We start from the raw sequence: 12301 nt of genomic DNA on the forward strand, positions 1-12301 counted from the left end.
CACATCGCCAGCACGAAGTACACGACCACCCGCGGCGGCAGCAGCCGGGTCCGCTGTCCCGACCGCCCGCACTCGGCCACCACCCGGTCCCGGGACCGGCACCGGACGGCAACGGCCGTCAATTGGCCGGTTCTTGGCCCCACCTGTCACGATGCGGCTCATGACGCAGGATATACAGCCCCGCGGAGAGGCTCTCGTCGCCGCAGCGCGCGCCGGTGACGCGAAGACCGCCCGCCGGCACACCGACTTCTTCGTGCTCGGCCATCACGTGGACGAAGGCATCCCGTACTGGGAACAGGCGGTGGCCGGGGGCGACGCCTTCTCGCACTACACCCTTGCCCGGTACCGGAAGATCCGGGGCGACCGGCCGGCGGCGGAGGCGCTCTACCGCGCCGTCGCCGACCGGCACGCCGGATGCGCCTACGGACTGGGCGTATTGCTCAAGGAGAACGGCGATCCGGAGGCCGCCGAATGGTTCCGGCGCGGCTGGGAACAAGGCCGCAGCCTCGACTGCAAGATCGAGCTCGGCAAGCTGCTCGCGGCCGAGGGGCGACTCGACGAAGCGCCGAAGTTCCTGATGAGCGACATCGACCTGGGCGACATCGCGGTCTTCCGCTGGGTGAAGCTCTTCGAGTCGATTCGCGAGGACTTCGACCGCGTCGCGGCGGACCTCGACGCCGCTGAGGCCGCCGGAGACGGGGACACTGCGGCCGAGGCGCTGCGCCCGCTGTTCGACCTGGTGCAACACTTCCGCGACTACCCGGGCCTGACCACCGAGGCCGCGGGCTACTACCGCAGGGCCTCCGCGCTCAGCGCCTCCGCCCGCGTGGACCACGCCGTGTTCCTGACGGAAACCGCCGGCGACGCGTCCTGGCCCGAGGCGCACGGCCTACTGGTCCAAGCCCACCAGGAGGCTTATGAAGGCGCCGGGTACGTCCTCGGAGTCCTGCACGAGCAGCGCGGCGACCTCGCCGACGCCGAGCACTGGTACGGCCTCGCGGCCGGCGACGGGCACCAGGCCGCTCAGTGGAACCTCGGCCTCCTCTGCAAGCGGAAGCGGCGGTACGAGGAGGCCGAACGCTGGTTTCGTCAGGTCGGGCAGGACGACGAAGACGTCGTCGCGCAGCTCGACCGGATCGCCGCGATCCGCGAGGGCGGGACGATCGCCCCCGGCAAGGACCTGCGCCGGCTGCCCGAGCTACGCGAGCGCGCGGAGGCGGGCGACGTCCACGCCTCGTACGCGTACGGGAAGATCCTCGGCGACTGGTCCGGCGCGGGCGACCGCCACCTGGTCCGGTGGATCGAACCCGCCGCGCTGGCCGGCGACCCGGAGGCTGCGTACGACCTCGCGGAGCTGTACGGCTCGTTGCGCAGGCCCACGTTGCGCGACCACTGGTACCGGACGGCCGCCGAGGCGGGGCACCACGACGCGTGCAACCAGATGGGCTGGCTCTCCGAGTACCACCGGGACTACCAGGAGGCCGAGCGCTGGTATGTGCGCGCGGCCGACGACGGGTCGCCGCTGAACGCCATGCTCGCGGGGAAACTCAAGGCCCAGCGCGGCGCGTACGCCGAGGCGGAACCGTTTCTGCGCAGGGCCTGGGAACAGGGCAGCGGCTCTGCACACGTGACGGAGGCCGCCGGGTACTACGGACTCGTCCTGCACCGGCTGGGCCGACTCGCGGAAGCCGTCGAGCCGCTGCGGGCAGCCACCGCGAGGTGGGACGACGACGTGCGCGCCCGCTACAGCCGGGACGACCTGGACGTACTGGCCCGGACGGCCAACCCGGAGAGGGAACTCGCGGAGGTGGAGGCAGCGCTGGCGGCGTGACGGCGCCGGTCGGCCGCTCCGCGGGCCTGAGCGGCTCACGGCTCCCGCGACTGAACCGCCGTCGCGCGGCGGGGGCAGGGACAAGCCGAACCGCAGCCGAGCGGCGCGGCTTCGGCCGGTTGGGCGGATGGGAGGTCGGCTCGCCCTGTCAGGGGCTCGAGTCTTGTCCGGCGGATCTTGGCTGACAGTCGCCAGCAGGTTTGTGCCCAAGGGCTTTTGGCCGCACTTGCGCCAGGCGACGGCGGCTCGTGTGCGCGCGTTGCCGGGCTCGAACCTGCGGACGACGCCCTTGAGGGAATGCGTCGGATGGTAACGGTCGGGCTCGGGACCGGACTTCCGGTCGCGCTCGCGGCCGCGCCCCCGGCGGGCGCACGGTCGGGAGGCGGCGGATGGCGGGCCCTCGGCGGCTGCGACGCGAGATCCGGACCATTCTCGGACCGGCGCTGCCAAGACGGTGCCGGTTGGCCGTTTTTTCAGGTCACCGCCGGTGCAGCCGGTGTACCACCAGCAGACGAAAAACCTCCTCGTCTCCTACTCGCCGAAGAAGCCGGGCTTCTTCTAGAGGCACGAAAAAAGGCGCCTGACCTGGACTTTTGCCCGTTCGAGCGCCTTTCGCTGGACCCATTTACAGACGGGGTCAGAGTTGCGTCGTACTTCCCAATTCCTGCCACGCCTATCCCGTTCCTGACCAGCAGTTCCGGTCCGTTTCCGGTCCAACTCGGCTCACTCGGCAGGTGCCGCGCCCTGGCTCACGCGATTCCGCTCCTGCATCGACTGCTCGATCAGGCGGTTGGCATGGTCCTGGATGCCGTCAAGGAACCTGGCGTAGTGGCGGAAGAGGACCTCGATGCTCTGGCCGCGCGGCGGGCTCATTCGGCCGGGTCCACACCGCGGTGCAGCCAGAACGAGCCGACAAGCGCTCCGGCTTCGCCCCAGAAGTTTTCGGTTTAGCGCTCACAGCGGCAGTGCGGTCGCCGACAGCTGGCAAGCCAGGAGACGGTTAGTTCCGCTACCTGGCGGTGACGGCCCGGCGAACGAGCGGGACAATGGGGAGACTCTGGTTTCGCGGGACGGGAGAACTGTCGTCACAGGCCTTCGTCGGTCCATTGATCGAGGAGGATGTCGCCCAGGTCCCCGCTGGGTCCCACTGGCCCGCCGTGAAGGGCTTGTTCGGTCCAGATGACCTTGCCGGCGGAGGTGTAGCGGGTGCCCCAGCGTTCGGCGTACTGGGCGACGAGGAACAGGCCGCGCCCACCTTCGTCCGTGGTCTTGGCCCGGCGTAGATGCGGTGACGTGCTGCTGCCGTCAGAGACTTCGCAGATCAGAGTACGGTCGTGCAACAGCCGGACGGTGATCGGGTCGCCGCCGTAGCGGATGGCGTTGGTGATCAGTTCGCTGAGGATGAGCTCGGTGGCGAAGCCGATCTCTTCCAGACCCCAGTCCGCCATGCGGCGGGCGCAGGCGGTGCGGACGGGGGCTACTGCTGAGGGGGCGCGGGGTACGTCCCACTGGGCGACCTTCACCGGGTCGAGCCGGCGCGTGCGGGCCACCAGCAGCGCGATGTCGTCCGTGGGCCTGGCGGGGAGCATGGCCTCGATCACCGCGGCGCAGGTGTCCTCCGGAGTGCGGCCGGTCCCGGCCAGGGCATCTCGCAGGGTCTCCAGGCCGCTGTCCAGGTCGCGGCCGCGGTCCTCGACCAGCCCGTCGGTATAGAGGACCAGGCGGGAGCCCTCGGGCAGAGTCAGCTCAGTCGTCTCGAACGGCAAGCTTGCGCTCACGCCCAGGGGCGGGGAAACCGGCACTGGGGGGAAGGCCACGGTCCCATCGGGGTGGACCACCGCCGGCCCCAGGTGGCCGGCGGTGGCGGCGGCCACTCGACCGGAGACGGGGTCGTAGACGGCGTACAGGCAGGTGGCCCCGGTGATCCCGTCCCCGTCGTGCACGTCGTCGGCGGTCTCGCTGGCGTCGATGTGGGCGACCAGCTCGTCAAGGTGGCTCAGCAGTTCGTCCGGCGGCAAGTCCAGGGCGGAGAAGTTGTGCACGGCGGTGCGCAGTCGGCCCATGGTGGCCGCGGCGTGCAGACCGTGGCCGACGACGTCGCCGACCACCAGCGCCACGCGGGCGCCGGACAGCGGGATGACGTCGAACCAGTCGCCGCCCACCCCGGCCTGGGCCGGCAGATAGCGGTAGGCCACCTCCAGGGCGTTCTGCTCGGGTACGCCCCGGGGCAGGAGGCTGCGCTGCAGGGTGACGGCCATGGTGTGCTCGCGGGTGTAGCGGCGGGCGTTGTCGATCGCGACCGCTGCCCGGGCGGCCAGCTCCTCGGCGAAGGCCTTGTCCTCCTCTTCGAACGGTGCGGAGGCATTCGCCCGCCAGAAGTTCGCCACTCCCAGCAATACGCCCCGGGCCCGCATCGGGACCACAAGGAGGGAGTGGATGCCACGGTCCAGGACTCGCTGAGCCCGCTCGGGCTCCTGGGCCCGCCAGCCGTCGGAGGTACTCAGGTCCGCTTCGAGCACTGCCCGGCCGGTGATCATCCCGGCGGCGACGGGATGGGTGGGCACAAACCGGATCAGCTCGCCGACGGGGTAGAGGGAGTGGTCACCCTTCAGGCCGACGACGGCGGCGCGGCGCATCTCCGTGCTCGCCTCTGGTGGCTCCTCGCCGCGCAGGACCGGGTCCAGCAGCTCGACGGTGACGACATCGGCGAACTGCGGGACGGACACCTCCGCCAGCTCCTCGGCGGTGCGCGTCACATCCAGCGTCGTCCCGATCCGCACCCCCGCGTCGTACAGCAGCTTCAGCCGCTCCCGCGCCACCTCCGCCCGCCCGGTGACCACCGCCAGCTCCGTGGTGTCCCGCAGCGTCACCACGCTGCCCGCCTGGCCGCCGTGCGGGGCCGTGGGCCTTTCGTTCACCGCCAGCAGCCGGTCACCGACCAGGCGCACCGCATCTGTGACCGGCTCGGCCGACGCCAGCAGCCGCGCCGTCTCCCCGTCCAGCCCCAGGGCCGCCACGTGCCGCTGCTCCGCGTCCGCCGGCAGGTCCAGCAGCCGCCGCGCCTCGTCGTTGGCCAGCAGCACCCGACCGTCCGCATCAATGATCAGCACACCCTCACGCACCGCGTGCAGCACCGCGTCGTGGTGCTCGTACATCCGCGTCATCTCCGCCGGGCCCAGGCCGCGCGTCTGCCGACGCAGTCGCCTGGACACCAGCGCCGTCCCGGTGGTGGACAGAACGAGCGCGGCCACGCCGGCGCCGAAGATGATCGGCAACTGCCGATCGACCAGGTCTCCCACGTTCTCCACCGTGATCCCGGCGGCCACCAGTCCGACGACCGAACCGTCGGCCCCCATCACCGGGACCACTGCCTGGACGGCCGGTCCCGTACCGGCAGGCAGCGCCGGCCCGCCTGCGCGCTCGACGACGGTGCGGCCTTCCAGCGCCGGTTCGATGGTGCCGACGAACTTCTTCCCGATCTGCTCCGGGTCGGGGTAGGTAAGGCGAATCCCATCCGTGTTCATGACGAGAACGAAGTCCACTCCCGCCCTCGTCCAGGCCGTTTCGGCGCGCGGCTGCAGGACGGCTGTCGGATTCGGGCTCTTCAACGCCTCGGCTGTGCCCGGGGCATTCGCGAACATCTCGGCCGCCGCCAGGGACAGGCGCTCGGCCTCGCGTTCACTGCCACGGTTGGCCTGCACGACCAAGGCCGTCACCGCCGCCGCGGCCAGCAGCAACACGATCACGACCTGCAACACGAATACCTGTCCCGCGGCGCTCCGCAGGCTCAGCATGGAGCGCAGCCCCGTCTTCCACCCACGACGCGCGGCCGCTGACCCGCCTCGATCGGACGAGGGACGTGGGGATGCTCGCCGCAAAAGATGGGTTGGTCCGAAAAGACCCTTTTCCTTCATGGCCAATTTCTAGCACCGCTTGCCGCCGCGGGGCGAAACACCTGGCGGTTCCTTCCTGGGGCCTGGAGTCGGTGACGTCCAGCTTGCGCCACCACCCCCTGCAGGCTGCGGCGTGCCTGCGCGGCAAGCGGTTTCGACGCCCGCACGTCCGTCGCGGCCACGCGCCCACTCCAGCCGGAGTTCAAGACAGCAAGCACCACCTCTACGACACCCCGCCGGTTTGTGGGCCTGGCCATATCACTGCCTCTCTACGGCATCCGCCCCGAGGAGCAGCAGCGGATCGTTGCCGACGGCGGCACCATGCGCGTCTACCTTCCCTACGGCCAGGAGTGGTACGGCTACTTCATGCGGCGCCTCGCCGAGCGTCCCGCCAACCTGACCTTCTTCCTGCGCGACATGACCACTCGGAGCTGACCGCCTCGCGAACGGCGTGACCGCGGCCCGCCTGCCCCGCTGCCCGCTGCCGGGCGTGGGAAAGCGAGCCTGCGGCACGCGGCGCCGCAACACCGCGTCGCCCGGCCCTCGTTCAGCCGCCGGCGCTCCCCGGCGGCAGCCTCAGCTGCAGCATCGTCAGCAACCGCTGCTGTGGATGGGAGAGATCAAGGCCGGTCAGCTCCTGTGCCCGGCGGATCCGGTACCGGAGCGTGTTGCGGTGTACGTGCAGCTGCGCCGCCGCCGTGGCGAGGTCCCCGAAGGCGTCGAGGTGCGTCAACAGCGACTCCACGTAGTGGGTGCCGCTGCGCCTGTCCCGCTCCGCGAGCGCGATGAGCCGCGGGTCCCGCAGGTCCGGCCGCTCCGCAAGGACGGCGAGGATCTCGCCGACCAGCACCTGCTCCCCTACCTCGTCCAGTGACGCGACCTCCACCGCGACCTCGCCGCGGGCCATCGCCCCCAGCACCCGGTCCACATCCCGGCGGGAGAGCGCCGCGCCCGACAGCTCGGGCGCGACCGGTCCGACCGCCGCCTGCAGCGACACCCCGAGATGGTTCTTCGCCGCCCCGACGATCTCCCGCGACCAGCCCTGGACGACAGCGGGGGTGAGCCCGGCCGGCAGCTCCGGCAGCAGCACGTAGACCCGGGAGCCGACCGGCGCCACCACGGCGCTGTAGTGCCGGGCCGCCGCGTGCACCGAGATCAGACCGGTGACCTCCGCCCGGGTGAGCTCCACCGAGCCCTCCTGCTCATGGCCTTCCCGCCGGTCTCCACCGCCGCCGGCCTCACAGCTGCCAGGGGGCGGAGCGAGAAGCCGATCACGGCCACCGGACGGCGCGGATCCAGCCTCAGGTGCTCGGTCAGCGACTGCGGACCGGTCGAGCCGTCCAGGAGTCCGACCAGCAGCGTCTGAGTCAGTCGCGTATCGGCGGCGACCTCGCGTCGGCGCCGCACCAAGTGCAGCGCGGCCACCCCTGCAGCGCCGAGCAGCGCCTGCTCCGAGCGGGAGGCGAGCGGCTGGGAGCTCTCCTGCACCCAGATGGTTCCCAGCGGCTGGTTCCTGGCCCTGATGCCGACCGCAAGGCGCCGCCGGATACCCAGCTCCGGATGCGCCTCGACGGCGATCACCGTGCCGGAGGTCCGCAAGCGCTCGAAGACCCCCACTCACGCAGCCTGGACAGGTACGGCTCCGGTCCCTGCCAGCCGAGGATGGACATACGGCGCAGGTCATCCCCCTCGTCCGAGGAGCGGGAGTAGGCCAGGACCCGGTGCGCGGTGTCCTCGATGCTGACGATGCCACCGGTGAGCAACGCGGTGGTCTGCGCCAGCGAGAACAGATCGCCGCTCGCCTCGTGCTCGGCGGGTGCCACGGTCTCACCGGGTCCGAGCACCGCGCGGACCAGCGAGTCCACGCGCTCCCAGCGGATCTCTCGGCGTACCGAGAGCAGCGCTACGCCGGCCGCCGCAGCCACTTCGCCGAGCATCGCGGTCTGTCCGGGTCCGTCGAGCTTGACCACGACCGCGGCAGCCCGGGCCGCGCCCGCCGCGCGCAGCGTGGGAAGCACCGCACTGCCGCGCACCCCGATGGCGAGCACCAACTCACCGGGCCGGGCCGGCGCCGGGTCCTCGGGATCGAGGATCCCGACCTCGCGCACCTCGACGTCGAGCCCCATCGGGGCGGCCTGCAGCTCCACCAGTGGCTCGGCCTGCGACATCAGCAGATGCCGCAGGCTGACCCCGGCCGCCGCCGGAGACGGCAGCCCCGAATGCTGGGTGGTGGGACTTTCCTGACTCGCCATATCCTGCTCAGCTTTCACGGACCTGCTGTGGGCCGTCAGCGTGCCTGTCCTGTTGGTGGTCGCACCGGACCGCATGGGGCCACTGCACGAACCTCCCGTTCGCGCGCTCCACAAGGAGCCGCCTGCCGTGTGCGAGCACGCCGCGCGGCCGTAGCCCGATCAGGCTTGCGGTCGTGTACGCGGCGCTCAGACTGCCCAGGTCGTGGACGATGCCGATTCTGAACAGGGACTGGGTCTCGGCGATGGCCTCGTGATCGCCCGCCCTGATGACCACCCGCAGATCGGGTGCGACCGCTCGTGATGCTACGGAGACCGCGATGTTGTCCAGATCGTCGGAGGCGACGGCGGCCATGGCCTGAGCCGTGTGGAGGCTGAGCCTGCGCAGCACGAACTTGTCGGTGGCATCAGCGATGACGACAGGGACGCCAAGTGCTCTGGCCAAACGGAGGTTGGGGGCCGCCGCGTCGCGTTCCACCGCGATCACCCCGATACCGAGGTCCTGCAGCCGGGTGCACAGCCGCAGCCCCACCTGGCCGAGCCCGACGACCACCACATGCCCCGCGCGGGGAAGCGCACGGGAGCCCACCATGCCGATCGAGCGAGGGGCCAGCAGGCGGTCGACCATGCCGGCGGTGAAAACGGCGGTGAAGACGATGGTGATGAGCATCGCGAGGCCGGCGAATACCAGGTAGGCGTCTGAGCCGTGCGCGGACGCGGGGCCGACGGTCGACACCGTTCGCACCGCCTGGAAAAAGGCTTCCACCGGCGGTCGGTGATTGAAGGTCACGGACCAGCCCCAGTCCGCAAGGAGCACCGCGAGCAGCCCGGCGAGGCCGGTCAGCATGATCCGCGAGCTGCCATCGTGCGGTCGCAGCTGCCCCCTGATCTTCCCCAGCCTGGCCCGGTATCTCAGGGAGCGAGGTGGCCGGTACGTCTCGAGCCTCACGGTGTCCTCCTCCCACCGGGCGCCGACGTGGCCCGAGGAGGTCCGGTTGAGGGCCAGCAGGTCGGGCTGGAGGCAGGCGGCAAGGAGTACGGGAGCGGCGACGTCGGCCGGCGACGTGACCTGGCAGTTCGGTACCACGCGCACGAGTTGGTCGGCGACCGTCCGGTCGAAGACCGTCACCACCAGCGTGACGCCTGGGCAGATGTGCTCGACCGCGAGCGCGTAGCGCAGGGACTGGACATCGTCATCCAGAAGGATCGCGACGCCGGCCACCTCCCGGTCGAGCACCTGGCGCAGATCGCCGTCCGTGGGTTGCGCCAGGTGGCGCACGAGGTGTCCCGCCGATCGCAGGGAACCACAGACCCTGCGCGCCATATCGCTGCCGATAACGACGAAATACCGCTCCTGTCCGCCGCCTGCGGGAAGCGGACCACCCAACGCGTTATGCGGGTTCTCCTCGGCGCAGACGCCGCCGCGGGAATGCTCAGAGGTCAAAGAGGCAGTCATCAGAACGGTAGGGCTCGCAGTCCAGGCAGCGGAGGGTCTGGCAGCCGCTGCAGCTGATGAGCAGCCGGCCGCAGTGGCACTTGGGGTCACTTGAATCGGCGGACCGGCCGCCCATGGCTGGTTGGCGGAGGATGACGCCGGTAGGCGGGACTGGCTGCCCGGACGCGGCATTCACTGATCAACTCCCATCGGATGGTGGTGCGGCCTGTCTGCCGCCCGCACAGGCAGCTCGAATGTGCCCGCGCAGTCCGCCTGATAGAGCCGGGAGGGCAAATAAATAGCTGGCCTGCTCCGTCGCAATGACAATCGCCCGAACCACCGGACTCGCTGCGTAGGACGCCAAGAGCAGAAGGAGAGCCAGGACTCGCCGGCCCTCGAGGAGGACCACCCTGGCCGACGAGGAGCGCCGGGGGTCGCCCAGCGGAATCTCGCGTACCCCGACGGTAGAAGCGGCCCCACCAGCACACCATGGACAGATGCCAGACTCCCGGCGACCCGAGTTCATACAAATGCTCAAAGCGCTGCGGCGGGCACCGGGACGGTCCAGCGAAGCGAACACAGGCTCGGCGCCGGAGCCGGACAGCAGAGACAGCAGAGAGCTCAGGCTGACGACGCGACTATTTCCAATTCCGAATTCATGCCCTACCGTCTTGGCCTTGAAGGGATACCCAGGACACCAAGTCAGCTTGTGAGCTGGATGATCCCAACCCACTGGAAACAGTGCGGAATCCGTTGCACGAATGCCCCACAGGGCCACACGGTGCGCCTCGCCCGCACCCGAGCCGTGCAGCGGTCCCTGCGTCCAGGACGCCAACCACCGTGCCGGTCCACACCCGCCGGAGACGCAGCAGAACCGTGATCAGCCTGCCGTAGCTCTCATGTGAGCGCGCGGCTGTATTGCGCCTGCACAGCGCATGGCGCCCTTCACATGCCCTGGCTTCGTCACTCCATCTGTGCTGAATCATGCCCAGAACTCGTTCGATTGCTGAGGAATCCATGAGCGCGCAACCGACCACCACCAAGGTGGCCGCACAGCCTGGCAACCCCGCACAGGCCCCCTCCCCCGACGGCCTCCAGGCCGGGCTGAAGAACCGCCACCTGTCCATGATCGCCATCGGCGGTGTCATCGGTGCCGGTCTGTTCGTCGGTTCCAGCTCCGGCATCGCCGCCGCCGGACCCGCCATCCTCATCTCATACGCCCTCGTCGGCGCGATGGTCGTCCTGGTCATGCGGATGCTCGGCGAGATGGCAGCCGCACGGCCGACCTCCGGCTCCTTCTCCACCTACGCCGACCAGGCCCTCGGCCGCTGGGCCGGCTTCTCCATCGGCTGGCTGTACTGGTTCTTCTGGGTCGTCGTGCTCGCGGTGGAGGCCACCGCCGGTGCCGTCATCCTCAACGGGTGGATACCCGCGATCCCGCAGTGGGGCTGGGCACTCATCGTGATGGTGGTGCTCACCGCCACGAACCTCGTCTCGGTCGGCTCCTACGGCGAGTTCGAGTTCTGGTTCGCCGGGATCAAGGTCGTCGCCATCGGCGGATTCGTGGCCATCGGCCTGCTCGCCGTCTTCGGTCTGCTGCCCGGCTCCGACAACCCCGGCACCGGATTCGCGCACCTCACCGACGCGGACGGCTTCATGCCCCATGGCGCGGGCGCCATCCTGACCGGTGTCCTGATGGTCGTCTTCTCCTTCATGGGCAGCGAGATCGTCACCCTGGCCGCCGGCGAGTCGGAAGACCCGCAGCGCGCCGTCACCAAGGCCACCAACAGCGTCATCTGGCGTATCGGCGTCTTCTATCTGGGGTCGATCTTCGTCGTCGTCACGCTGCTCCCGTGGAACGACAAGTCAATCGTCAAGGACGGTTCGTACGTCGCCGCCCTCAACTCGATCGACATTCCGCACGCCGGCCAGATCATGAACGTCATCGTCCTGACCGCCGTCCTGTCCTGCCTCAACTCCGGGCTCTACACCGCCTCCCGCATGGCCTTCTCCCTCGGCCGACGCGGAGACGCACCCAAGGCCTTCGCCCGCACCAACGCCCATGGTGTGCCGCAGGCCGCGATCCTCGGCTCCGTTGTCTTCGGCTTCGTCGCCGTATGGTTCAACTACCAGTGGAAGGACACCGTCTTCGACTTCCTGCTCAACTCATCAGGCGCGGTGGCCCTCTTCGTATGGCTGATGATCTGCTTCACCCAGCTGCGGATGCGCGGCATCATCCTGCGCGAGCAGCCTGAGAAGCTGGTCGTCAAGATGTGGCTCTTCCCGTATCTGACCTGGGTCACCATCGGGATGATCTCGTTCGTCCTCGTCTACATGCTGACCGACGATGCCGGACGCGAACAGGTCATCATGTCGCTGCTGGCCGCCGCCCTCGTCCTGGCCATCGCCCTGTTCCGCGACCTGACCGGCGCCGGCCGCAAGGACGCGGACACCGACACTGCGGGTATCGAGGACTCGGTCACCCGACCGTAAGACAGAGGTAACGGGCCTGGGCCCGTAGGCCAGAGAATAATGCGGGATGACGGTTCCGGCCCGCTGAGCAGAAACGCAGCGGGCCGGAACCGCTGTCGGCCGTGCGCGATGGTCGCGCCGAACGGGCCGCCGCCTGCACCCACTGCGGGTCGTCGAGAGGCTCACGGCCGCGCTCGACGAGATGGAGGACGCACAGGACCCGGTCCGCATGCTGGTCACGCGCACGAGCGAGCTGGACGAAGCCACCCTCTGCGGACCTCATCTGCCACCCGCCCGCCCGTGGTTGCGGCTCCCACGCCGGACCACGAGTGCCGGATCGCCACGACAGGCTGCCTACCTGAAATAAGGATTTCGTGAGTCCGCTTGCCCTTTTCCGGACTAAGCTTGGCGTTTATGGTGC

Annotated in this window: 9 protein-coding genes and 1 pseudogene; 3 read left to right on the forward strand and 7 right to left on the reverse strand. The window is 69.8% G+C overall.

Going from position 1 to position 12301, the window contains the following annotated elements:
- Nucleotides 1-143 (reverse strand): transposase domain-containing protein (locus J7I98_RS42425; protein WP_308378082.1); only part of this gene is annotated, 143 nt, incomplete at its 3' end.
- A 17-nt stretch (nt 144-160) separates the two neighbouring features.
- Between J7I98_RS42425 and J7I98_RS38215 the strand changes: the two genes are divergently transcribed.
- Nucleotides 161-1831: a tetratricopeptide repeat protein gene (locus J7I98_RS38215; protein WP_251021796.1), complete on the forward strand. Its 1671-nt coding sequence runs from the start codon at nt 161-163 to the stop codon at nt 1829-1831.
- Nucleotides 1832-2554: 723 nt separating this feature from the next.
- On the opposite strand, the gene J7I98_RS38220 is transcribed toward J7I98_RS38215, so the two are convergent.
- Both J7I98_RS38220 and J7I98_RS38225 read right to left on the reverse strand, forming a co-directional pair.
- On the reverse strand, nt 2555-2704 hold the full coding sequence (locus J7I98_RS38220; RefSeq protein WP_251021797.1) for an integrase: 150 nt from the start codon (nt 2702-2704) through the stop codon (nt 2555-2557).
- A 212-nt stretch (nt 2705-2916) separates the two neighbouring features.
- Nucleotides 2917-5625 (reverse strand): SpoIIE family protein phosphatase, encoded by a 2709-nt coding sequence (locus J7I98_RS38225; RefSeq protein ID WP_214929669.1) that lies wholly within the window; start codon nt 5623-5625, stop codon nt 2917-2919.
- Nucleotides 5626-5991: 366 nt separating this feature from the next.
- Here J7I98_RS38225 and J7I98_RS38230 point away from each other — a divergent pair.
- A pseudogene (locus J7I98_RS38230) lies at nt 5992-6159 on the forward strand (proline dehydrogenase); the annotation flags it as partial.
- A gap of 112 nt (nt 6160-6271) precedes the next feature.
- On the opposite strand, the gene J7I98_RS42770 reads toward J7I98_RS38230, so the two are convergent.
- From J7I98_RS42770 to J7I98_RS38240, 4 genes are read right to left on the reverse strand one after another with little or no spacing between them, the layout of a single operon-like run.
- The gene (locus tag J7I98_RS42770; RefSeq protein ID WP_308378080.1) at nt 6272-6913 is read right to left on the reverse strand and encodes a helix-turn-helix domain-containing protein; all 642 of its coding nucleotides are present in this window, start codon (nt 6911-6913) and stop codon (nt 6272-6274) included.
- Complete coding sequence (locus J7I98_RS41915; RefSeq protein ID WP_251021798.1) at nt 6880-7341, reverse strand: hypothetical protein; 462 nt, start codon at nt 7339-7341, stop codon at nt 6880-6882. The genes J7I98_RS42770 and J7I98_RS41915 overlap by 34 nt, the downstream gene beginning before the upstream one ends.
- Nucleotides 7302-7976, reverse strand: coding sequence for a hypothetical protein (locus J7I98_RS41920; protein ID WP_251021799.1), 675 nt, complete (start codon nt 7974-7976; stop codon nt 7302-7304). The genes J7I98_RS41915 and J7I98_RS41920 overlap by 40 nt, the downstream gene beginning before the upstream one ends.
- Nucleotides 7977-7983: 7 nt before the next feature.
- On the reverse strand, nt 7984-9252 hold the full coding sequence (locus J7I98_RS38240; protein WP_308378081.1) for an NAD-binding protein: 1269 nt from the start codon (nt 9250-9252) through the stop codon (nt 7984-7986).
- Between the two features lie 1173 nt (nt 9253-10425).
- Here J7I98_RS38240 and J7I98_RS38245 point away from each other — a divergent pair.
- Nucleotides 10426-11901 carry an amino acid permease gene (locus tag J7I98_RS38245; RefSeq protein ID WP_214929671.1) on the forward strand — a complete coding sequence of 492 codons (1476 nt, stop codon included), beginning with the start codon at nt 10426-10428 and terminating at the stop codon, nt 11899-11901.
- Nucleotides 11902-12301 lie beyond the last annotated feature (400 nt).

Origin of the sequence: Streptomyces sp. ISL-98 (assembly GCF_018614055.1) — a bacterium.
GTDB classification, from domain to species: Bacteria; Actinomycetota; Actinomycetes; order Streptomycetales; family Streptomycetaceae; genus Streptomyces; species Streptomyces spiramyceticus.